At 73.7% G+C, this 20,880-nt stretch carries 18 protein-coding genes; all 18 read right to left on the reverse strand.

Annotation, left to right across the window (positions count from 1 at the left end):
• Positions 1-3: 3 nt before the first annotated feature.
• From ACFV2X_RS02425 to ACFV2X_RS02510, 18 genes are read right to left on the reverse strand one after another with little or no spacing between them, the layout of a single operon-like run.
• Positions 4-315 (reverse strand): hypothetical protein, encoded by a 312-nt coding sequence (locus tag ACFV2X_RS02425; protein WP_385610271.1) that lies wholly within the window; start codon positions 313-315, stop codon positions 4-6.
• 5 nt (positions 316-320) lie between these two features.
• Positions 321-2,435, reverse strand: a complete 2,115-nt coding sequence (locus ACFV2X_RS02430) for an ATP-binding protein (protein ID WP_385610273.1) — start codon at positions 2,433-2,435, stop codon at positions 321-323.
• 5 nt (positions 2,436-2,440) lie between these two features.
• On the reverse strand, positions 2,441-4,306 hold the full coding sequence (locus ACFV2X_RS02435) for a hypothetical protein (protein ID WP_385610276.1): 1,866 nt from the start codon (positions 4,304-4,306) through the stop codon (positions 2,441-2,443).
• Entirely contained in the window at positions 4,303-4,833 is a 531-nt protein-coding gene (locus ACFV2X_RS02440) for a hypothetical protein (protein WP_385610278.1), read from the reverse strand. The genes ACFV2X_RS02435 and ACFV2X_RS02440 overlap by 4 nt, the downstream gene beginning before the upstream one ends.
• Before the next feature lie 2 nt (positions 4,834-4,835).
• Positions 4,836-5,972 (reverse strand): hypothetical protein, encoded by a 1,137-nt coding sequence (locus ACFV2X_RS02445; protein WP_385610280.1) that lies wholly within the window; start codon positions 5,970-5,972, stop codon positions 4,836-4,838.
• Positions 5,969-7,990 carry a hypothetical protein gene (locus ACFV2X_RS02450; RefSeq protein ID WP_385610282.1) on the reverse strand — a complete coding sequence of 674 codons (2,022 nt, stop codon included), beginning with the start codon at positions 7,988-7,990 and terminating at the stop codon, positions 5,969-5,971. Before ACFV2X_RS02450 ends, ACFV2X_RS02445 begins: the two co-directional genes overlap by 4 nt.
• A gap of 2 nt (positions 7,991-7,992) precedes the next feature.
• Positions 7,993-9,234, reverse strand: a complete 1,242-nt coding sequence (locus ACFV2X_RS02455; RefSeq protein WP_385610284.1) for a hypothetical protein — start codon at positions 9,232-9,234, stop codon at positions 7,993-7,995.
• An 11-nt stretch (positions 9,235-9,245) separates the two neighbouring features.
• On the reverse strand, positions 9,246-11,213 hold the full coding sequence (locus ACFV2X_RS02460; RefSeq protein ID WP_385610286.1) for a phage tail protein: 1,968 nt from the start codon (positions 11,211-11,213) through the stop codon (positions 9,246-9,248).
• Entirely contained in the window at positions 11,210-13,285 is a 2,076-nt protein-coding gene (locus ACFV2X_RS02465) for a putative baseplate assembly protein (protein WP_385610289.1), read from the reverse strand. Before ACFV2X_RS02465 ends, ACFV2X_RS02460 begins: the two co-directional genes overlap by 4 nt.
• On the reverse strand, positions 13,282-15,252 hold the full coding sequence (locus ACFV2X_RS02470; RefSeq protein ID WP_385610292.1) for a putative baseplate assembly protein: 1,971 nt from the start codon (positions 15,250-15,252) through the stop codon (positions 13,282-13,284). Before ACFV2X_RS02470 ends, ACFV2X_RS02465 begins: the two co-directional genes overlap by 4 nt.
• On the reverse strand, positions 15,249-15,671 hold the full coding sequence (locus ACFV2X_RS02475; RefSeq protein WP_385610295.1) for a GPW/gp25 family protein: 423 nt from the start codon (positions 15,669-15,671) through the stop codon (positions 15,249-15,251). The genes ACFV2X_RS02470 and ACFV2X_RS02475 overlap by 4 nt, the downstream gene beginning before the upstream one ends.
• On the reverse strand, positions 15,668-16,363 hold the full coding sequence (locus ACFV2X_RS02480) for a phage baseplate assembly protein V (RefSeq protein WP_385610298.1): 696 nt from the start codon (positions 16,361-16,363) through the stop codon (positions 15,668-15,670). Before ACFV2X_RS02480 ends, ACFV2X_RS02475 begins: the two co-directional genes overlap by 4 nt.
• Before the next feature lie 2 nt (positions 16,364-16,365).
• The gene (locus ACFV2X_RS02485; RefSeq protein ID WP_385610300.1) at positions 16,366-17,547 is read right to left on the reverse strand and encodes a phage late control D family protein; all 1,182 of its coding nucleotides are present in this window, start codon (positions 17,545-17,547) and stop codon (positions 16,366-16,368) included.
• 10 nt (positions 17,548-17,557) lie between these two features.
• Positions 17,558-18,229 (reverse strand): LysM peptidoglycan-binding domain-containing protein, encoded by a 672-nt coding sequence (locus ACFV2X_RS02490; protein ID WP_385610303.1) that lies wholly within the window; start codon positions 18,227-18,229, stop codon positions 17,558-17,560.
• Complete coding sequence (locus ACFV2X_RS02495; protein ID WP_385610305.1) at positions 18,226-18,417, reverse strand: putative phage tail protein; 192 nt, start codon at positions 18,415-18,417, stop codon at positions 18,226-18,228. The genes ACFV2X_RS02490 and ACFV2X_RS02495 overlap by 4 nt, the downstream gene beginning before the upstream one ends.
• Positions 18,414-18,932: a phage tail protein gene (locus tag ACFV2X_RS02500; RefSeq protein WP_385610307.1), complete on the reverse strand. Its 519-nt coding sequence runs from the start codon at positions 18,930-18,932 to the stop codon at positions 18,414-18,416. Before ACFV2X_RS02500 ends, ACFV2X_RS02495 begins: the two co-directional genes overlap by 4 nt.
• Positions 18,929-20,422, reverse strand: coding sequence for a phage tail sheath family protein (locus tag ACFV2X_RS02505; protein WP_385610309.1), 1,494 nt, complete (start codon positions 20,420-20,422; stop codon positions 18,929-18,931). The genes ACFV2X_RS02500 and ACFV2X_RS02505 overlap by 4 nt, the downstream gene beginning before the upstream one ends.
• A 1-nt stretch (position 20,423) precedes the next feature.
• Positions 20,424-20,879, reverse strand: coding sequence for a phage tail protein (locus tag ACFV2X_RS02510; RefSeq protein WP_089507757.1), 456 nt, complete (start codon positions 20,877-20,879; stop codon positions 20,424-20,426).
• Position 20,880 lies beyond the last annotated feature (1 nt).

The raw sequence follows: 20,880 nt of genomic DNA on the forward strand, positions 1-20,880 counted from the left end.
AGTTCACGGCCCCAAAGTGGTGGCCTGCGGCGCGGGCGCCATGAGCGGCACCGCGCCCGGCACCGCCCGCAGCGCGGCATGGGCCACGGCCGCGTTCCCCGACTGGTCCTGACCTGCCAGGAGCGAGGACCCCACCGTGGCCGGAGGGTGCGCTGCGCGGGCCACCGTCGCATTGCTCACGGACGCCGGAGCAGGAGTCGGTGCCGGGCTCGGGGCAGGCGCGTGGCGGGTGGCCGTCGCCGTGTCCTGGGTGCGGGCCGGGGGGACCGGGGCCAGGAGGCGGTGCAGGGAGAGCGGGGGTTCGGTGGGCAGCATCGGTGTCACCCCTGGGATGCGTCGTCGAGCAGATGGGCGTGCGGGCCGAGTTCCGCCGGGCGGAGCAGCCGGGCCTCGCGTTGGAACTGGCGTGCCACACCCCGTACGACATGGCGCATGGCAATCGTAGGGCCGCCCCCGTCCGCCGCCGCCAGGGCCGCCGCGCGGGCCGCCGCGGTGATGGCGGCGCCCGTCATGTCCAGGCGGGCCAGGGCGTCCAGGTCCACATCGGGGGCGAGCGGGGCCTGTTCGGGGAAGGCGAGGCGCCACAGTCTGCGGCGTTCGGCGGCGGCCGGGCGGGGGAAGTGGACGACGAAGTGGAAGCGCCGGGTGAACGCCGGGTCGATGTTGTCCTTGAGGTTGCTGGTGAGGATCACCAGGCCGTCGCTGGCCTCCAGGCGCTGCAGCAGATAGCCGACTTCCAGGTTGGCGTACCGGTCGGTGCCGTGCTTGACCTCGCCGCGCTTGCCGAACAGGGCGTCGGCCTCGTCGAAGAGCAGCACCGCATGGCTCTCCTCGGCCTGCCGGAACGCGGTCTCCATGTTCTTCTCCGTCTCCCCCACCCATTTGGAGACGACCTGGGCGAGGTCCACCTTGAGCAGTTCCAGGCCCAGCATGCCGGCGACGATCTCGGCGGACATGGTCTTGCCGGTGCCGGGCTCCCCGGTGAAGAGCGCCTTGACCCCGCCGTGTCCCGCGCGCCGGGCGAAGCCCCAGCTCTCGGCGATCCGGGGCCAGGCGCGGAAGGCGGAGGCGATCTCCAGGATCTGGCGGAACTGGACATCGGGCAGGACCAGGTCGTCGGCGGTGCGCCGGGGGACGATCGAGTGGACGGCGCTGCCGCTGCGGCCGCGGGTGACGGTGGCGATGGCGGGTTCGACGTGGTCGGCGACCGGCTGCGGGTGTCCGTTCCCGGCCAGGCGTGCTCCGGCGTCGGCGACCGCGGCGACGGCGCGCAGTTCGCCGCCGCTCATCCGGTAACGGACGGCGAGGTCTTCGAGGAGGGTTGTGTCGAGGTCCGGGAGCGCGGCCGACCACATCGCCCGGCGGTCGGTGAAACCGGGGACGGGGACGGTGAGTTCGGCGTAAGCGCGGGTGGCGAGCAGGCCCGCCGGGCGCCAGGGCTTCAGACCGGTCAGGCACACCGGCACCCGCGAGCGCGGCAGCGCGGCGGACACCGCGGCGGCGCGCTGCCGCTGTGGCTCGCCGTGCAGATCGTCGGTGGGGATCCACAGCACCGCACCCAGCGCGGCGGCCGTCCGCAGCTCGGCCTGGGGGTCGGCCTCGGGATCGGCGGTCAGGGTCCGCAGCGGCGCTCCCGCGGCGCGGGCCAGCGCCTGTACGGCGTCGAGCTGGCCGTCGGGCGGGCAGCCCCACAGCCCGGCCAGGTCGATGTCACCGGAGCCCAGCGCCCGGCCCAGCCGGGTGAGCCGGTCCGAGGACAGATACGGGGACAGTACGCGCGGCTCCGGCGGCGCGACCTCGCCGGGATCGTGGCCCAGCAAGCCGACGTCGCCGCCCCAGCCCAGCAGGAAGTCCAGCACCCCGGGGCCGAGGACCAGCTCCTGGGCGAGCCCGACCGCGGCCTCGCCGTGCGCGCGCAGCAGACCGTACCGGCGCAGCGGCCCGGCCGGGCCGAGGGCGCGGCGCAGGGCGAGGCGGGCCGCCGCGCCCTGCGCGCCCACGCTCACCAGCAGTTCCACGCTCGGCAGCCGCCGGTTCAGGTTGTCCACGATGTAGGCGTAGATCCGTTCGTAGCCGCGGTCCAGTTCGACCGCCGCGGCCAGCAGCAGCGCGTCCTGTTCGGCGCGGGTGAGGCCGAAGCGGGTGGCGAGCGCGTCCAGCGGCAGGGTCGTGCCCTCGGCGGACACGCGCCGCCTCAGGTCCCGTTCCGCTTCCGGCTCCGTCGGCCGGGGCACATACGGCTCGGCCATGGTGTCGTTGAAGGCGTGCACCTCGCCGAGCAGCACATCGACCTGTTCGTCGGTCACGCAGTACGGCGTGAGGTCCGGCCGGGTGAGCCGGGCGGCGAGCCCGGCCTGGCGCTCGACGGCGGCCCTGAGGGCTTGGTGCAGGCCCGCCAGCCTCAGTCGTAGATGCTCGACCGCCGGTTCGCCCATGGCGCTCACCCGGCCGAGAAGGTCAGGGTCCGGCCGCCCAGCCAGACCACGTCGGGCACATCGGCGAGCAGACCTCCGCGCAGCAGGTCCGCGTGGCGCCGGCCCATCGGGACACGTACCCGAACGGCCTCGGGCTCGTAGCGCACCGTGGCCTCCAGGTCGGCGAAGCGGGTCAGGGCCAGCAGCGGTTCCGGGGTCTCGCGGTCGCGCCAGAGCGTCCAGGCCATGGTGGCCAGGCCGAGCGCCGCGGCCAGGGTGACCGTGCGCTCCAGGCCACCGTCGGGCGCCAGTGGTACCGCCCGGCGCTCGGTGACCAGGGCGGTGACCAGGTCCGCGAACCGCTGGGCGTGGGCGGGGAGTTCCGCGGCGAGGCGCAGGTCCGGGACCGTGCCCGCGGCGGTCCACAGCGGTGTGCGCCAGGGCAGCCGCGCCACCGGATCGCCGCGCAGCGGCCGTACGCCGGTCAGGAACGGCACACCGGCCGCGGCCAGATCGCACAGGGTGCCGGGGGGCAGGGGGCCGTCGCAGAGCAGTACGGGCGGGTGCCCGCACATCTGCCAGTACGGCAGCAGCCCGGCGGCTTGCGCGGCCCAGGCGATCGGGAACATGCCGTGGGCGTCGAAGAGGAGCAGCCCCTGGTCCGTCCCCGTGATCAGGAGCGGGTCGGCGGGGTCGTGGCCGCGGCACACCGACAGCGCCAGGACGCCGTCGAGGACCGGGAGCGCGGGGCACACCTGGCGGGCGAAGGCGGCCAGCCGCTCCTCGGCGACGGGTGGCTGGAGGCCGGCGAAGGCGGCCGCGGCTTCGCTGTCCCGGTCGGCGCGGCGCCAGCCGCGTGCGGTCACGCCCAGCACCTTGTAGCCCAGGGCCGCCGCGAACAGCGTTGCCTGATCGGCCAGTTCGACACCGGCCAGAGCGGGGCCGATGGCGTCGAGGTACCCGATGCGCGCCAGTGGCCCGGCGAGCAGGAAGGGCAGCACGGACCACACCCGTACCTCGCCGGTGGTGCGCACCGCGTTGGTCGTACGGACCTCGTCGGTGGTACGCGTCTCCCCCGGCGGCTCATCCGGCGGCTCATCCGCGGCGTGGTCGTACGGGCCGCCAGGGCCCAGGGACCGCGCCAGCCGTACCGCCTCCTCGCGGTCGGCCGACGCCAGGAAGTCGGCGAGCAGCCGGGGCAGGTCCGCCGCTTCGGCGTCCGCGACCGCGGCGCGCAGCCACTGGGGCAGCGCCTCGCCGGGCCGGGACGGGGCGGCGGCCAGGCCGTGCGGGCCGGCGGGAGGAGGGGCCGCGGCGAGGGCGCGCCCGACGAGTTCGGCGAGCAGCCGTGCGGCCGTCGCGACATCGACGCCGAGCAGGGCGAGCAGATACGCCCGCACCGATTCGTCCGGCAGCAGTGCCAGCAGCGCGTCCAGTTCCCCGCGCTCGGCGAGTTCGGCGAAGAGCGCGGCGGCACTCGGAACGGTCCACGGGTCCGGCGCCGCCGCGAAGGACTCCTCCAACGACAGGGCATCAGCGCCGCCATCGGGCGCGTCGACCGGCAGCTCCACCATGGGCACCGGAGCGAAGTGCACCTCGACGGGCGGCCCGCCGCCCACGGGCCGGCCGGACCCTCCGGGCCGGCCCGGCCGGACGGTGACGGTCAGCGGCTCGGTGATCTCCACATCCGGTCCGTCTCCCGCCAGCCGCTCGGCGAAGTGGTCGGCCAGCAACTCGGGCAGGGCATCCACCACCTGGCGGACCAGGCCCCGTGGATCGGGCCCCCAGCTCCACCCACCGCGCCGGACCACCGTCACGGTGCACCGGTGCACCGTGATGTCACCGGTCTCGCCGACGGACGGGCCGACGGGCGGCGCGGTGGGCGCGCTCATGTCACCGCCGCCTTCTCCAGGTGGCCCACCCAGCCGGCAGCGAGCACCAGCACCCCGTGCACACTGCCCTTGACGAGGGTCACCGGCAGTTTCACCTGTGCCTGCTGGGCGGGGATCTCCCCGGCGAGCACATGGGTGTCCTGCTCGTCGGAGACCAGGGCGAGGACGGGGGTGGGGCGGGCCACGGCGACCTTCACGGTGACGGTGAGCCCGTCCTGGGTCAGCGCGATGCCGTCGGTCCACGACGCGAGGCGCACCAGCGCCGGTTTGGGTTTGCCGTCGGACGTCACCTCGACCCCGAAGTCCAACGGTGCGGTGAGGGCGGCGGGTTCATCGTCCACGGACGCCACGGCGAGGTCCCTGGCGCTCAGCGGAAGGGTCGCGATACGGCCTTCACCCACGGAGACGCGCAGCGGCAGCGCGCGTCCCACCAGGGCGGCCACATCGGGCGGGGCACCGGCGCCGGTCAGGGCCAGCGCACCCACGACATGACCGGTGTCGACCGCGTACACCACGGAAAGAGCCATCGTCAGCCACCGCCGTTCGTTGCCGCGACCGTCGCCAGGACGAGGAAGTCGACCGCCCCGGGCTGTTCGACGACCTTGGCCGGGGTCGCCAGGGGGTCGTACAGCCGCATCCGGCAGCGGACCCGCCGGTCGCCGTCCACGGTGGCCTCCACCGGGCTGTACAAGGTCGTGTCCGCCAGGGGCGGAGTGCGCGGGGTCAGCTGGACATGGATCACCACGCGGCCGTCGGCGACCTGTTCCGGGGTGACGCCGGACGGCAGCGGCAGCAGCATCCCGTCGGTGGCCGTCCCGGAGGCCACCAGCGTGCTGCCGGCCGGCATCCGGCCGCTGAAGCTGCCCGCGATCGCCAGGTTGCCGTTGGCGGCCAAGGTCATCAGCGGAGCGACCGCGCCACCGCCCTGGTAGAGGCCGAAGACCAGGCTCGGCTGGTCACCACCGGACAGTACGAGCGCGGGCTTGCCCTCCTGCGCCGCCGGGGCCGTCCGCAGGGTCAACGCGCCCGACCGGGCCACGACGGTGTCCGCGCGCACGCCCGCGAAGCGCACCGCGACCCCACGCACCGTGGTCTCGACGCCGCTGAAGTGGCCGTCGGTCCAGCGGACGTAACCCAGCAGGATCAGCCAGCGGGCGGGCGGATCTGCCGGCGGATCGCCGATCGCGGGCGGCTGCTGCTCCTCGACCAGCCGCTCGTCGCCCAGGCGCCCGAAGAGGATCTGGTACGACTCCTCCACGCGGGTCTTCGTGGCGCTCCCGGAGCAGGAAACCGGCCCGGGGCGCTGGGCCGGTTCCCGGTCGGCGGCGGTGAGGAAGACCGGGTAGGGCTCGTCGGTCGGCTGGTCCGCGCCGTTGACCTCCTCGAAGTCGCTCTCGCGCAGCACGGCAGGGTCGGTGACGACCACCTCGCGGCCGGTCCCGTCGAGGGCGACCCCCGCCGCGACGCTCACCTCGACATGGCGGACACCGGTCAGCGGGTCGGTGCGGTTCTCGGTGGCCAGGCCCAGCCCTTCCACGATGCCCCATTCGTGCAGATGGCGCGCGTGCCGGGCGGACTGGCCGCGGGCGTGCTCCACCGCGGCCGTCAGGTCCGCGGCGGCCAGCACCTGGCCCTCGTGGAAGGCGGGGCGCAGGGGGCCCGTCATGGCGTCTCACCGGACTTCCGGGTACGGGGCGCACGGGCGCGCTTGGCCGGGGGCGCCGAGGGCTTGGCGGGCTCGTCCGTCTGGTCCGACGCCTGGGCGGCCTCAGCTGGTGCCTCGTCCGGTGCGCCTTCGAGCTCCGCGAGGCGGGGCCCGAGCCGTTCCGGCAGCTGCTCCGCCAGATGGGTCACCTGCGTCTGCGCGCTGCTCATCTGGGCGCGCAGCCCCTCCAGGGCGGCGGTGAGGTCGGAGACTTGCGTCCTGAGCCTGGCCAGTTCCTGCATGCTGTCGGTGACTTCGCTGGGGGTCGTATAGACCTGTTCGTGCAGCGCCTTGGGCGGCGTCTCGCCGGGTGCGGGGGTCAGCAGCAGGGACAGCATCTCCTCCAGGTCCCCGGTGCGCGGCCAGTCGCCGAGCAGCCCCTCGGCGTACGGGCGCGCCACCGGGCCCTCCGTCGGGAGCGTCGGCCTCTGGTACGCGGGGAGGGGGCGGCAGCACACGCGCTCGGCGAGCTCCCGCAGCCGGTAGAGCTTGGGCAGCCACTCGCCGTACGCCGATCCGCCCGGCAGCACCTGTTCCCGGGTGGCGGAGCAGACCCGTACGACATCGCAGCCGTCCAGCTCCAGATGCGCGAGCAGGACGTCGGTGTCGGCGCTGTCCCCGCAGGGCGGGTTCAGGGTGGCGCATGCGGCGTCGGTCAGCAACCGGCGCACCGCGGTGCCCAGCGCCGCGGCCGCCTCCGCGAGCTGCTGCACCTCGGCGACGGTCGCCTTCTCGGTGCTGTCCGGCGGCGGGGGCGGCAGCGGCGGCGGTACGTCGACGGCGGCGACTTCCGTGCGCAGCGCGCAGTCGGCGAGGTCGGCGGCCTGGTCGAGCCGGCCGAGCAGCCACTCCCGGATCAGGCCGATATCGGCGCGGAACTCCACCCGCAGCGCGTGGCCGAGCGGTGTGCCCTGGGCCAGCATGCGCACTTCCAGCGCGGCGTCCGGGTCGCCGCCCTCCGGTACGACGCGGGCCGCGGTCTCGGTGACGGCGGCGCGGGCGATGGTGCGGCGCAGCGGGTCCGGCCACACCGCTTCCAGGTCGGCGCCCCTGAGCCGTTCGCACGCGGTGCCCAGGACGCCGCGGGCCTCCCGCACCGTGGCGAGGTCCGGGTAGTCCCGTCCCAGCTGCTCCCGCCCGGCCTGGTCGTAGGTGTCGAACCGGGCGACGGCGGCGGCCAGTGCGCGTACGTGCTCGGTCATCTCACGGGCCGTCGGCGGGGGCGGCGGCCCCTCCCCGCCCGCGTTCGCGCGCAGCCACGCGAAGGCGGCGGCGTACCGCCGCGCGTCGGCGGCGTCGAAGCGGAAGGTCCGGCCCGTGCCGAGCGACGCGACGAGGAGGGCGTCGACGTACATGCCGAGCCGCCGGTCGCGGATGCGGGCCCGGTCGGCCCGCGCGAGGTCGCCGAGGCTCGCCAGGAGCCGGGTGCCGGGGTTGTGGCGGTGGTCCTCGACATCGTCGGGTCCGACGACGAAGCGGAACCCCTCCTGGATCCTGGAGGGCACGCATCCCGGCGAGGGGCAGGGCTCCTCCGTGGCGTACGGGGCCACCGGCTCGACGGGAGACTCCTGGTAGCGCACATACAGCCCGTAACGCCGCCCGCCGTCGTCGGCGTCGTTGTCGCAGTTTTCCCCGCAGTCCACGCCCAGGGCGCTGATGCGCCGCTCCCGCACCAGTGCCCGTACGTCGACCCGTTCGGTGCAGGGCACCACGATGTCGTTTCCGGCGCAGTCCAGCGCGTGTCCGGGGTGGACCGCCACCGTTCCGCCGCCGCACGGGTCGCAGCTGACGGCGAGGCCGCAGATGACTCCCGGCCCGTACAGGGACCGGTTGTGCAGTCTGCTCTTCGCCGTCGTGTACTCGACCAGCAGGCTGAGGTCGTCCTCGGTCAGCAGTTGTCCTGCGAAGAAGCGAGGACGTACGAAGGCGGAGGTCGAGGTGGCGTCGCCACCGCAGCCGCATCCGCAGTCTGTTCGCATGATCAGCGCTCCTTCACAAAGAACCAGCTCTCGAACACGTCCCCGCCCGCCCCGGTGCCGGACGTCCAGGGACCGATGCCCGAGGGCGGGAGATGGCAGCCGCCGTGCGCCGCCGCCGGGGTGGCCTCGGCGTCGATGGTCGGTACGCGTCCGCCGACATGGGTGCCGTCGACCGGGCGGCAGCAGCGGTCGAGGATGAACGCGGCACGGACGGTGATCAGTAAGCGGTCGCCGTCCTGCAGCGTCTCGCGCGTGGTCTGGCGATAGCGGAAGCCCTGGGTGAACTTGTCGCATCCACCATCTGTTTCGGCGTCCGGTTCGGCGAACGTGCCGCCCATGTACCAGGTGGAGGCGTTGCGGCCGCTGCCGCCCTCGATCACCTGGAGCTCCACCACACCGGGCCGCAGCGTGTCGGACCGTACGTCGGCGGAGAACCGTACGACGAGTCCGCCGTCCTCGTCCTGGGTGCCGAGGAGGGCCTTGGCCTCGTCGATGGTGTAGGTGTGTCCGTGGATCCAGTTGATACCGGTGATCACCGTGGGCAGATGGCGGCCGAACGGACGGCGTACGTTCATATGGATCTGGTCGCGGCGCACCGGCTCGTACCAGTCCACGCAGTCGATCCGGGCCAGCCACAGCACCTTGTGCTCGCACGGCGAGCAGCAGGTGTCACAGCGCTCGTCCACCGGTGGCTCGCAGCCGGTGACCCGTACCTTGTGGCACTCCTCCGTCCAGCCGAACTCGCAGTCGGAGGTGTCCGCGCAGGCGTCGTTGTAGACGGCGCGGGTGGGCTCGACGGGCCGCTCGGCGTACTCGATGCCGACCCAGACGGTGTCGGTGTCCCGTTCGTCGGGGGGCAGCGCCTTCCACAGGTCGATCACGCAGCCGCCGCGCACCACGACCTCGTTGCCGTCGCAGTCCACGGCGAGGCCGGGAGTGAGCTGCACCTTGGCCCTGCGCCGGGTGCGCTCCGGCTCGGCATCGCCCTCTGCCACGCTCTCCTCGGGCGGCGCGGTGATGTCCGGCGGGCAGTCGTCCTCGTCCCGCGGCGCCGGTTCCACATGCAGACCGCACACCACGCCGTAGCCGAGCAGACAGCGCATGCGCAGTCTCAACTTCTCGCGGTGGTACTCCTGTTCGCGCTGGAAGTCCCGGGCGCCCAGCATCTGGCCGTGGAAGTACCGCAGCCGGCGCAGCGGTGGCGCGTCGAACTCTTCGGTCCTCGATGTCTCTGTCTCCGTCATCGCCCGTCCTCTCACGACACTCGCGTATGCACACCGACGGCGGAGACGACTCCGACGCCCACCCCTCGCCGCAACCCCCTCGGCCCCGGCCTGAGCACCCCGTCGCGGTTCAGCCGCAGGGGCTGCGCGCCGCCCAGTACGGGCGCGGGCAGCGGGACGAACGCGGTGTCCACGCCGACCGTGGACCGCGAACCGACCACGAACCCCGCGCCCCCGGTCCGCACCGACCCCACCGTGTGCGCGGGCGCCTGCCGCTCCACCAGCCGCAGCAGCGCCGTCCGGTCCGCCGATCCGGCGGGCAGAAGCACCCGGAACCGGTGTGCGTGCGCGGTGTACGGATCGCTGTCCGGCGCGCCGAACGCGCGCAGCGGAGCCGCGCCCAGCGCCGAGCCGCCGACCCGGAACCGGCTCGCCGACCGGCCGAACAGCCGCACCGCGCCCAGCCCTTCTCCTGCTCCAGAGCCGCCGACAGCTTTGCGTAAGTGCGCCCAGCGGCGGTCGGCCGCCAGTTCGTCGATGACCGGGGCCACCCCGAACACGATCCGTACCGCCTCCCGCAGCGCCCACGGCGTGCCCCGGCGCCGGTACAGTTCCGGGGCCGCGGCCAGCAGCGCGCGCCGGGTGGGGGCGTCCCAGCCCGCCTCGTACGACAGGCCCAGCAGCCCGGCCAGCCACGGCAGCACCCGGTCCGGGACGCCCGCCGGGTCCAGGAGCGCCGGATACCGCTCGATCACCCGGTCGAGCTGCGCGAGCGTCGCGTCGAACAGCGACAGGAAGCGCTCCGTGAAGTCGTCGGCCGCGGGGTCCTGGCGGAAGGCGGGCGGCAGCAGATCGGCGCTGGTGGCCCGGGGGAAGTCCAGCCGGATCCGGCGGACGGCCGGGGTCGTACCGCCGTCGCCCGACAGCCGCAGCCGCAGCCGCAGAAAGCGGCCGGGCGGCTGGTCGACGAGGAAGTCCGTAGCGCCCGGAGCCGACATCTGCCAGTCGCTCTCCTCGTACCGGCCGTCCTCGCTCACCACGATCTCGACGGCGACCGCCGTCCCGGCGGGCACATCGGCGTCCACGCGTACGCGATGCCAGCGGCACCGCGAAATACCGCTGTCGATCAGGGTGGTGACATACGACCCGCTCGTCACATACGCGTCGGTGGCCGGTGGCGCGGCATCCCGGGGCCGGCCCTGCCAGGTGAAGCAGGTGGTCCGGGGGCCGTCGGGGCCCTTTTCGCTCAGGCAGAACCCGTCCTCGCCGGCCGAGGTGAGCGTGGACGGTGGCAGGGCCGCGGCCAGTTCGTCCACGGTGACGGGTTGGAACGGGCGGCGGTGACCGCCCCGGTGGATCCTGAGCCGTCCGGCGTCGTCGGTGAGCAGCCACACGGTCCGCTCCGGTCCGGTGCGCAGGCCGATGACCTCGCCCCGCGCGCCGGTACGGAGCACACCGCGGAAGCCGCCCGTCGAGTCGTACCGCCGCAGGTTCGTACTGCCCTGACAGGCCACCAGAACCTCGTCGTCAGGGGCCAGGGCGGCCCCCCGCGGCCGCTCGGCCCGGATCACACCGGCCAGTTGCTCGCCCTCGCGGCGCCACACCAGGACCCGGCCGGACTCCACCACGGCCAGCCGGTGGCCGCGGGCGGCGACGGAGACCGGCTCGCGCAGCGGGGCGGGGTCGCAGCCGGGCGGCCAGACGGGCGCGAAGGCGCCGCTGCAGACATCGCGGCGCAGCAGCCGCCGCTCGCCGGGGATGAGCAGGTACCAGGCGCACAGCCCGCACCCCGGCGCGAGGCGCGGGTCGGGAAACCACGGCAACAGTCTTCCCCTGGTGGGGCCTTCCGGCGCGTCGCCACGGTAGGCGAGCCGGAGGCCGGCCGGGTCGTCGAAGCCGACGATGCCGACGGTGCCGTCAGCACCCGGCTCGGTCGACTCGTCCCACCCGACGTACACGTCGAGGAGACGGAAGGTCGCGGGGTGCGGTGCGCATGTCATGACGGGTCACCTACCGGGATCAGCAGCGGGCGCTCCGGCCAGACGAGGGTGTGGGGCGGGAGGGCGTGGTCGGTGCAGGGCGGCCGGCGCACTCCGTCGACGGTCAGCGAGAGCCGGGTGACGGCCAGCACCCCGTCGACCGCCAGGAGCCGCCGGACCAGGGCCGTGTGGCGCAGCGCGCCGCCGAACGGCCAGCCCGCGCCGTCCTCCCCGCCGCGCAGCGGATCCAGATAGCCGCGCACCGCGTCGCCCGCCCGGGCCAGGACCGCGGCCCGGTCGAGGTCCGGGTCGAGCGTGACCCAGGACTCCACCGCGACGCGGTGGTACGGGGCGGGGGCGGCGACCACCGTGACCCCGGCGGGGGCGGCTTCGCGCGACAGGAAGTCGGCGACGGCCCGCAGGGTCGCGGCGGTGGGGACCGGCGGTTCGCCGGGGTCGTCGCCGGAGGGTACGGGCGGTACGACGAGAACTCCCACGACGCCGGGGATCGGCGCCCCGGCGAAGTCCGGGTGCAGGCCCGGCACGCCCCGGGCGCGGGCCACCGACGCGCCGGGCGCCCGGGTGGCGAGCAGCCCGTAGTCGGCCGGGGCCACGGCCCGGCCGCGGGCCCGCAGTTCGCCGACGCCGCGGCGCATGGCTTCGGCGTCGGGCTCGGCGTCCGTTCCGCCGGAGGCCGGGAAGGGGTTGCCGACGCCGGTGACGAACGGCAGCGCGGTCACCACCGCGCCCACCGCACCCGCCCGTACGGCGCCGGCGCTGCCACCGCCCACGCGGTAGCGCACGGCGCGGACGTTGCGGAAACCCGGGGGGACGGCCGCGCCGTTGACACCGTCCCCGAAGGTCACTTCGCCGCTGTCGTAGTCCACCGTGAACACCCGGTCGTCGGCGCCGTACCCGGCCAGGCTCTCCACCTCACGCCACCGGGACGAGGTGCCGGCAGAGGTTCCGGCCGTGGTGCCTGCCGAGGTGCCGAACACGTCGCCGCCCGTGTCGTCGTCGACCTCGATGACCACCGATCCGGCGAGGATGGGCACCTGGCTGAGTTTCATACGGCGCCGCCCGCTCGCCGCGGGGTCCTGGACGGGCTGCAGCGGCTCGTCCCGGATGGTGCGGGCGGCGGTGGCGGCGACCACGTTCAGCCGCAGTCCGGACAGCACCGGCCCCGGTCCGGCGAACGCGCCGTGCGCGATCCGCACGCGCAGCCAGCGCAGCCGGGGCCGGGTGCCGGACGGGGTGCCCGGCTCCCAGGAGCGCGGCACCCTCAGCTCGACGGTCCCGCTGGCGCTGAGCCCGGCCGTGGAGTCCCGGATCAGCTCGGCGGGGACCAGCCGGGTGCCGTCCAGCACGTCCCAGCGCAGCAGCGGCGCGGGCGGCCTCGGGAGGGGCAGTGCCCCGCCCGAGGCCGTGGGCGCGGGGGGAGCGGCCACGACCACGATCCCCAGCGACAGCCTCGGGTAGGGGCCGGCCGGCCCGGCGAGCCCGATCCACAGCCCGTTGCCGGGCTCCGGGTCCCGGCCGAAGGGCGCGAAGGGACGGCTGGGCCCGGACGGGCCCAACGGCAGCGGCTCCAGCGTTCCGGCCTCCTGTACGGCGAGGTCGCCGAGGGTGGCCGGGGTGGCGTACAGGTCCTGGTCCGTCTCGTAGACGACCTGCCCCGCCGGGGTCGACGCCGCGCTCTGGAACCCGGCCGGGACGAGTACGGAGGAGCCGTCCGGCGGGTTCACGGTGAACTCCAGGAGCGCTGCCGCCGCCCCGGCCGGGCGCCGTCGCACGCCCGCGATCGCCAGGTGTTCGGCCAGCGCCTTCTCCGGCAGCCGGTTGACGCGGCCGAGCACCGGTTCGGCCTGGGTGCCGAAGAGACGGACGAGCGCGACGCCGGCGTCCTGACGGTCGGGGTCGGTCCAGTCCGGGGTGTAGCCCGCGATCCGGCCGCGTACGTCGGCGCGGACCGCCTCACGGGTGGCGTCGACCAGTTCGGGTCGGCCTCCGGTCGGTCCGGGGCCGGGCACGATCCGCCCGTCGGCCCTCTCCTGTTCCCGAGCGTCCCGCTCCCACCACACGTCGCCGGTCATGTCAGCCCCTCCCCCGGTTCGACGGCGGGCACGATCCGGGTGCGGACCGTCCGCAGGACGGGCAGTGCTCCAGCATCGAGCGGCACCTCGTCGCACGCCTCGTCCGGGGCGGCCCCGTCGAGGCCGATCGCCACCGCGGCGATCTCCCCGAGGTCCCCCAGCGCCCGCTGCGCGGCCCGCAGCAGGGCCGAGGGCCGCAGCGGCTGTCCGAACGGCCAGCCGTCCTGGTCCTCACCGCCCACGAGCGGGTCGAGGAAGCGCCGCAGCGCCGCGGTGACCACGGTGGACACACGGCTGCGGTCGGCCGGGTCGCCCGACAGGTCGACGCGCAGCGCCACTTCGCGATAGCGGGGCGGGCGGACGAAGACCTCTGAGGTGAGCAGCCGCGCATGTGCCAGGCGGGCGGCGACCGCGCACACCATGCCCGGGTCGGGGAGCGGCGCGGCGACGAAGTCCTCGCGGTCGAGGTCGTCCCGGGGCGCCGCCGGGACGATATGGACGCTCACCGCGCCGGGCACCGTGGCACAGGGGAAGCCGGGGTGTTCGCCGAGGGCCGGGTACGCGCGGGCGACGGCGACGCCCGGGGTCGTACGGGCCAGGGTGACGTAGTCGGCGGCGGTGACCGCCCGGGTCACCTCCCCCAGGGACGCGGCCGCGCGCCGGCGCGCCTCGGTGATCGTCTCCGGGTCCGCGCCGCCTTCGGCCCGTACGAGGTTGGCGGCCGAGACCGCGCCCGGCGGGGCCGGAAGGTACGGGGCCACCGTCCAGTTGCCGGTCATACCGCCATTGCCGCCCCGGCCGCCGCCGGTTACGTACGCGATCCGCGCGTCCGGGTCGGGGTGGGGGATGCGCCCGGTGAGTCCGTCGCCGAAGACCACCGCGCCCTCGGTCCGGTCGAGCACGAAGATCCGGTCGGCCGGTGCGCCGAAGGTGAAGTCCGGGACCTGCTGCCACTGCTGACCGGCCAGCTGCACGGTCGCCTCCAGCAGTCGGTCGGCGGCGTCCGGGAGGAACAGATGCTGGCCGGGCAGCTTGAGCCATGCGTCGATCTGCTCGTGGAGGTCGGTGCCGCGTGCGGTGCGGCGCCTGAGGTGGTGTGCGGCCGAGACGTTGACGGCGAGTTGGAGGAGGCGGGGCGGTGCCGCGTAGGTGGCGGCCGGGGTGGACACCAGGATCCCGGTGTCCCGTGTGGTCCAGCCGGCCGGGGGGTGCAGCCGGACGACACCGGACCGTCTGAGCCCGGCCGTGCCGTCCTCTACTTTCTCGAATTCCCCGAACTCGCCGGAGACATCCGTGCCCGGCCGGAACCAGGACCAGGTCAGCTCCGCGGGAGGCGGCACATCGGCGACCGCCCCGGGCAGCCACGACGGGGCGGACGCGGCGGACGCGTCCAGTTCGACGAGCAGACTGATCGGGCCGGGCGCGGGGTGCGCTCCGGTGAGCGGCAGGGTGAACCGGACCTGTGCCGGGGCGCCGTCGGCCGCCAGCACCGGGACACCGCGGCGGGCCCGCAGGTCCGCCGTACGGTCGCGGTCGGTCCACACGGTGACCTCGCCGTCCTCGGCCAGCGGGAGGACGGCCACGTCGTCCTCGAGGGTGAAGACGATCTGCCCGGTGGGGTCCCGGGTCAGCTCCGTCCCCGCGGGGACGACCGGGACGGCGGTGTCGTCCCGCTGGCCGGGCTGCTGGGCGTCGATGCGCAGTACGGTGGCGGCGGGACGGGCGGGGCGCGGCGGTTCGAGGCCGAGCAGCCGCAGTACGGCGACGACGAGCGCGTCCGGCACCTGGTCGAGCCAGTACAGCCGCTGCTCGAGGAGGTGGGCGAGGAGTTCGAGGAGGGTGATGCCGGGGTCGACGGGCGCGTGCAGGGTCCAGGTGCCGTCCGATTCGGCGGGGATCCGCCGGCGGACGGCGGCCATCATGTCGGCCCAGGTGAGGTCGTCCAGCTTCGGCGCGGGCAGTGTCATGATGTGCCCCCGGTGAGGCCCGTAAGGCCCGTGATGCCGGTGTAGAACGGGAACACCAGGTTGGCCTTGGTGTTGCTGCGCCGGATGCGGTAAACGACCGAGACGGTGATCCGCGACTCGTCGACCGGGTCGGCCTCCGCGCGCACCTCCTCCAGTTCCACCCGCGGCTCGTGGTCACGGACCGCGGTGGCGATCGACTGCTCCAGGTCGCGCAAGTTCTGCACACTGCCGGGCGCGAACACCAGCTCGTGGGCGCGGGTGCCCAGGTCGGGCCGCATGACCCGCTCGCCGACGCCGGTGAGCAGCAGCGCCCGCAGACAGTGCTCGATGCTCTCCTCGCCGACGGCGTACCCGAGCCGCCCGGACGCGTCGGGCAGGATCGGGAACCGCCAGCCGGTCCCCAGGAACTCCTCGCTCATGCCGTCCTCGCCTTCTTGGCCAGCACAGCCGGGGTCAGCGGCGGGGTCGGCGGGCCGGTCGGCCCGGCGGCGGAGGGGTGGGTGTGCGTATTGAACGCCTGGAGCAGCGCGTTGCCGAGTACGAGCGGTTCGGTGGCGCCGCCGCCGAGGTCGATGGAGGGGGAATCGAGGGTCACCTTGGGCGCCTTGAGGGTGATGTCGCCCTGCGCGGTCACGGTGACACTGCCGCCCTCGGCCGCGGAGATCCGGATCGCCTTGCCCTGGTCGTCCAGTTCCACCACATGTCCGGCGGCGGAGGTGATCTTCACGACGGCCTTGGACTGGGTGTCGTCCAGCAGCACTTCATGGCCGTGCCGGGTCCGGATGAGTTTCTGGTCGCGCCCTTCGGTGCGGGCGGTCGGCGGTTTGTCCTCACCGTTGTAGAGGCCGCCCAGGACGATCGGGTACCGCATGTCCCCATGGACGAACGCGACCAGCACCTCGTCGCCCTTCTCGGGCACGAACACCGAGCCGTAGCCACCTCCGGCGTACAGCTGACTGACCCGGACCCAGTCCGTGACCGTGGTGTCGTCGAACCACGGGAACTTCAGCTTGACCTGGCCCTCGTCATCGCCCTCGTTCTCCACGACAAGCGCCTCGACGACGCCGTAGTAGCGCTTGTCGGTGGAGCGGGCGCGTGGTGTGCCCTTCATCGTCACCGGCCCCCCTGGTGGATCCGCCGTGCGGTGAACTGAGTGAAGAAACCACTGGTGTTGAGGGTGTGCTCGACCCGTTTGACGAAGTACGTGCCCGAGAAGCGTCGGCCGAGGCCGTAGATCTCCAGGTTGTCGCCGGGCCGCAGTTCGGGCAGGCCCGCCACCTTGCCCGTAGCGGTGATGAACTCGTAGGCGCGCTCGCGCAACAGGCTGATCGCCAGTTCACGGGCCTCCTGGTCGCTGCCGACCGGCGCGTCGACCACGACCTCCTGGCGGCCCTGCAGAGTGGACTCGGCAACCTGCGGCCCGCTCTGCCCGTCGGCCGTGTTCTGTCCGGCCGGCAGGTTCTCGGCGGTCGCGGTGAACGCGATGGCCTGTTTGGTACGAGGGTCCCAGCCGCGTACGGTGACCTTGCTGACCTGCTGGGACACCGTCAGCGTCGGGGTGAACTCCATCAGGTTGGGGACCAGCCCCTCGGGCTGGTCGGTGGGGCCGGTGCTCAGCCCCGGTGCGTACGCCAGCCGGTACACCCGGATCGGGCGGCCGTCGCGGCCGTCGGTCGGCTTGATGAAGTACAGCGTGTCCTCGCCATCTTTCGGGTCCGGCAGGATGTAGCAGTCAAAGTCGAGCCGCTTGGCCCGCTCCAGCAGGAACGTCGCGTCGTCCTGGTTCTTCTGCACCACCAGGTCGTGCGTGGGGCCTTCCCTGGTGACCTCGATGCGCAGATGGTTGCGCTGGGCGATCTGCTCGGCGATGCGCCAGTCCGGCAGATTGCGGTAGATCTTGGTCTCGTTCTCGGTGGGCTTGCGGTCCTTGAGCCGCAGCAGCCCGTCCACCCCGCTGACCTGGACGGTGGGCGAGGCCGCGTCGGTGAACTTCGGGCTGAGCGTGGAGATGGTCCCGGTGGCCACGGTGAGCAGCCGGTCGGCGTAGCCGAGCCGGACCGAGACCCGGCCGCCGAGCCGGAAGCTCGGCGAATCGCTGTGCTTGAACCGCAGGCCCACGTCGTCCCAGTTGTTCAGGGTGAGGTCGAAGCCGGACATCTCGTCGATGTCCCGGTTCACCTTGATGTCGATGATGTCGTTCTTGGTGGACGGGTCCATCTCCAGGCCCTCGATACGCACATCGAACTCGGGCGCGTACCGGTCGGGCGAGGCGACCTCGGGTGCGGGGGTGCTCATGGCGCGCTCCTCAGGCCAGCCGGGGCACGGTCAGCACCCGGCCGGGTCGCAGCTCCCGGGGATCGCTGATGCCGTTGGCCCGCGCCAGCTCCCGCCAGGCGTCAGGCCGCCGGTACAGCGCGGCGGAGATGGAGCTGAGCGTGTCGCCGCGGCGCACCACATAGCTCTTCTCCACGGTGGGCGAGGAGCGCGGTGTCTCGGCGACCTGCGTGGCGGCCGGGCGGAACTCCTTGAGCGAGAGGTCCAGCATGGCCCGCAGCGGCACCCCGTCCGGGCGGAACAACTGGTAGTTGACGTCCAGCTTCTCCACCACACCGGTGAAGACCTCCTCGTCCCAGACGAACCGGACGACCGGCGGGGCGTGTTCGCGGCTGTCGGGCCGCAGCAGGTTGCGCACCGCGTTGACGTAGGTCTTCCGTACGTTCTCCAGGGTGTCGGAGGTGTCCACCAGCGCCTGGACCGCCAGGGTCTCCGTGCCGCCGCGGACGTACTGCAGGGGCGGTGTCTCCAGGCCGGGGATGGTGATCTCGGCGAAGGTGTTGCTCTTGCTCAGCTTGTAGTCGGTGGGGTTGAACCGCAGCGGGATCCGCCGCTGCCGCTCGTCGGCGATCACCGGCCGGACGATCTCCAGCCGCGCCCGGGCCGAGCCCTGGCGGGCGAAGGACACAGGGGTAACACTCACCGCGCCTCCCCGTCGCCGAAGCGCCGTTCGCTCTCGGTGTGTCTGGCGCGCGCGCACTGGTCCTCGTACAACTTCGCCCATGCCTGGATGTGCTTGTTGAACAGGCGGGTGAACACGGCGCCGTCGTCGCCGTCCACCTGGAACCGGACCTCGAGCTGGTGAATGGTCACCTTCGGCACGCCGGTCACCTCCCTTGACTCAGGCGCGGCAAGGCGTTCGCCGCGGCGTCCTGCAGAACCTTCGTCAGCCCCTCGTGCGCGATCTCCAGCGACTCGATGGCGATCGCGTTCTGCTCCGCGTGCAGGTCCGGGCCGCTCCACTTGGCGGCGAGCCCGCCGTGGAAGGCCCACGCCGCGCCGGGCACCCCGTCCGGGCCGAGCACGATCACCGCGCCGTCGCGGCGGGCGCCCAGCGAATCCGCGAGCCCGGCCTGGTACCAGGCCCACAGCCCCGGGTCGCGCACCACCCCGCGTTTGAGCGTGATCCGGTTCCACGAGTGGCGCAGCGGCAGTTGGTGGACCGAGTCGTTGCGGCCGCCCTCCGCGTAACTCGTCACCTCCAGTTGCGCGCCGAGCCCGGTGACCTCCTGGAACGCGCCGGAGGCGGCCAGTGGCAGCAGCAGCGCCTGCGCGGGCGGCAGATACGCGTCGCCGGGGTCGAGGGTGACCAGGAAGCGGTATTTGGGCAGTGGATCCAGGGTCATGCCTCGATCACCTCCAGACCTCGGTCCTGGCCGAGTACGAGACGCAGCCGGATGAACTCCATCGGGACGGCCGGGGCGACCTCGATCTCGCAGACCAGTTGCCCCGGGTCCTGTTCGGGCGGGTTGTTCGTGTCGTCGCACACCACGCGGAACGCCTGCTCGGGCCGGTCGCCGGCGAGCGCCCCGGCCCGGAAGGCCGACAGCAGTACGGAGGTCAGCGCCCGTACCAAGGCCAGCCTCAGCTCGGGCGAGTTGACGTCGAACACCAGCGGGCTCGCAACCCGCCGGATGGCCCGCACCAGCAGATGCACCAGTCGGCGGTGCGCGATGTAGCGGGTGCCCGGGTCGGCGGACAGGGTGCGTCCGCCCCACACCATCAGCCCCCGCCCGCGGGTGCAGCGGATCAGGTCGAGTCCCGCGTCGAACAGCCGGATCTGCTGCGGCTCGGGGTACTCGGCCGCGAGGTCGACTGCCTCGAGGATCACGGCGCCCGCGGGCGTGTGGTGCGCCCCGCGCTCGGCGTCGAGGCGGGCGATGACGCCCAGGACGTGCCCGGACGCCGGGACGGTCCGCAGCGCCTGCCCATCGGGGGTGCGCAGCGGCGGGTGGTAGACGGCGGCACAGCCGAGCAGCCCGCTGTCGCCGGTGGCCGCGAGCGAGCCCGCCCAGTCGACCGCCTCGTCCACGGAGGACAGCCGAGGCGGTACGTCCAGGACGGCGAGGCGGTCGTGCAGGGGCGCCACGCTCCGCAGCAGTTCCAGCACCGTCTCGGTGTGTTCGCTGCCGGACAGGTCCGCGCCCAGGTCCGGCAGCGCCACCAGGGCCGGTTCCGGCAGTTCGGCCTGGAGCGTCACGGCGTCCGCGTACTCGCCGCGGGTGGGCGGCGCGTCGGCGCCGCCCGTGAGCGTCAGGTCCCAGGACATCGAGATCGGACCGGGCCGCCCCGGTGGCGGTGGCGGCCCGTCCGGGATCAGCCGGATGTAGCGGGATGCGGTCAGCCGGTCGGCCACATCGGCGAGCGGCAGTCCGGCGAAGGTCTCGGGCGCCTCGCCGGGCATCGTGACCCGTACGCCCACGCCGGCCGGCCCGGCGACCGTGCTGGCCTGGTAACGGATCGCGACGCGCCCGCCGTTGGCCCAGGCTCCGGGGCTGGTGGCGACCACCTGGTAGTCCATGGCGGCCAGGCCGCCGAGCGGACCGGCCGGCCACCGGGTCCGGGCCGTGGCGGCCGGCCCGGACACCCGGAGCACCCAGGCGGTGCGGCCGCCGTTCTCGAAGAAGCCGCGCAGCGCGTACGGAGTGGCGAAGGCGCCGTCCGGCGGGCCGAAGGCGCCCACGACGTCGTTCCAGCTCTCCACGCGCACCGGAGTGGCGACCGGGCCCCGGCGCAGTCGGCCCAGGAACGCCGCCACGTCCGTACGCAGCGGTTCGGTGTCCGAACCGCCTGGCCGGTACGTCAGGGATACTCCGGGGAGCGCTTCGCCGACCATGTCAGACGTCGATCTCCAGCTTCTCGACCGCCAGGACCAGGGTCTCCATGGCGATCTCGTTCTTGGTGGCGCTGAGCGTCGGACCGGTGTACTTGGTCGGCCAGCCCCGGTCGAAGTTCCAGCGCATGGCTTCCTGGCGGTTCTCGTCCAGCAGCACGATCGAGCCGGAGGTGCGCCGCACCTTGCCGTTGAGCGCTTCGACCACCCAGTTCCAGAAGCCGACGTGGCCGGTGATGCCGCGCTTGAAGGTGAGGTTGGTGAACTTCTTCAGCCCCGGGATCTTGCGGACGGTGATGTCCTCGCTCCCGGTGCGGTACTCGATCGGCGGAACCTCCAGCTCAAGACCGCTCACCTCGGTGAAGGACCCGCTCACCGCGACCCCGTCGTCGCTGACGTTGGTCACGATGATCTGGAAGTTATAGGACGCGTATGGATCGTCCCTGGTAACGGGCGGCATG

Origin of the sequence: Streptomyces sp. NPDC059679 (assembly GCF_042734105.1) — a bacterium.
GTDB lineage: Bacteria > Actinomycetota > Actinomycetes > Streptomycetales > Streptomycetaceae > Streptomyces.

Excerpts from the sequence above, each read along its gene's own strand:
- ACFV2X_RS02435 (WP_385610276.1), bottom strand. The coding sequence starts at position 4,306 with ATGAGCGCGCCCACCGCGCCGCCCGTCGGCCCGTCCGTCGGCGAGACC.
- ACFV2X_RS02480 (WP_385610298.1), bottom strand. The coding sequence starts at position 16,363 with ATGAAGGGCACACCACGCGCCCGCTCCACCGACAAGCGCTACTACGGC.
- ACFV2X_RS02425 (WP_385610271.1), bottom strand. The coding sequence starts at position 315 with ATGCTGCCCACCGAACCCCCGCTCTCCCTGCACCGCCTCCTGGCCCCG.
- ACFV2X_RS02430 (WP_385610273.1), bottom strand. The coding sequence starts at position 2,435 with ATGGGCGAACCGGCGGTCGAGCATCTACGACTGAGGCTGGCGGGCCTG.
- ACFV2X_RS02460 (WP_385610286.1), bottom strand. The coding sequence starts at position 11,213 with ATGACATGCGCACCGCACCCCGCGACCTTCCGTCTCCTCGACGTGTAC.
- ACFV2X_RS02510 (WP_089507757.1), bottom strand. The coding sequence starts at position 20,879 with ATGCCGCCCGTTACCAGGGACGATCCATACGCGTCCTATAACTTCCAG.
- ACFV2X_RS02500 (WP_385610307.1), bottom strand. The coding sequence starts at position 18,932 with ATGACCCTGGATCCACTGCCCAAATACCGCTTCCTGGTCACCCTCGAC.
- ACFV2X_RS02475 (WP_385610295.1), bottom strand. The coding sequence starts at position 15,671 with ATGAGCGAGGAGTTCCTGGGGACCGGCTGGCGGTTCCCGATCCTGCCC.
- ACFV2X_RS02455 (WP_385610284.1), bottom strand. The coding sequence starts at position 9,234 with ATGACGGAGACAGAGACATCGAGGACCGAAGAGTTCGACGCGCCACCG.
- ACFV2X_RS02470 (WP_385610292.1), bottom strand. The coding sequence starts at position 15,252 with ATGACACTGCCCGCGCCGAAGCTGGACGACCTCACCTGGGCCGACATG.
- ACFV2X_RS02465 (WP_385610289.1), bottom strand. The coding sequence starts at position 13,285 with ATGACCGGCGACGTGTGGTGGGAGCGGGACGCTCGGGAACAGGAGAGG.
- ACFV2X_RS02450 (WP_385610282.1), bottom strand. The coding sequence starts at position 7,990 with ATGCGAACAGACTGCGGATGCGGCTGCGGTGGCGACGCCACCTCGACC.
- ACFV2X_RS02505 (WP_385610309.1), bottom strand. The coding sequence starts at position 20,422 with ATGGTCGGCGAAGCGCTCCCCGGAGTATCCCTGACGTACCGGCCAGGC.
- ACFV2X_RS02440 (WP_385610278.1), bottom strand. The coding sequence starts at position 4,833 with ATGGCTCTTTCCGTGGTGTACGCGGTCGACACCGGTCATGTCGTGGGT.
- ACFV2X_RS02445 (WP_385610280.1), bottom strand. The coding sequence starts at position 5,972 with ATGACGGGCCCCCTGCGCCCCGCCTTCCACGAGGGCCAGGTGCTGGCC.
- ACFV2X_RS02485 (WP_385610300.1), bottom strand. The coding sequence starts at position 17,547 with ATGAGCACCCCCGCACCCGAGGTCGCCTCGCCCGACCGGTACGCGCCC.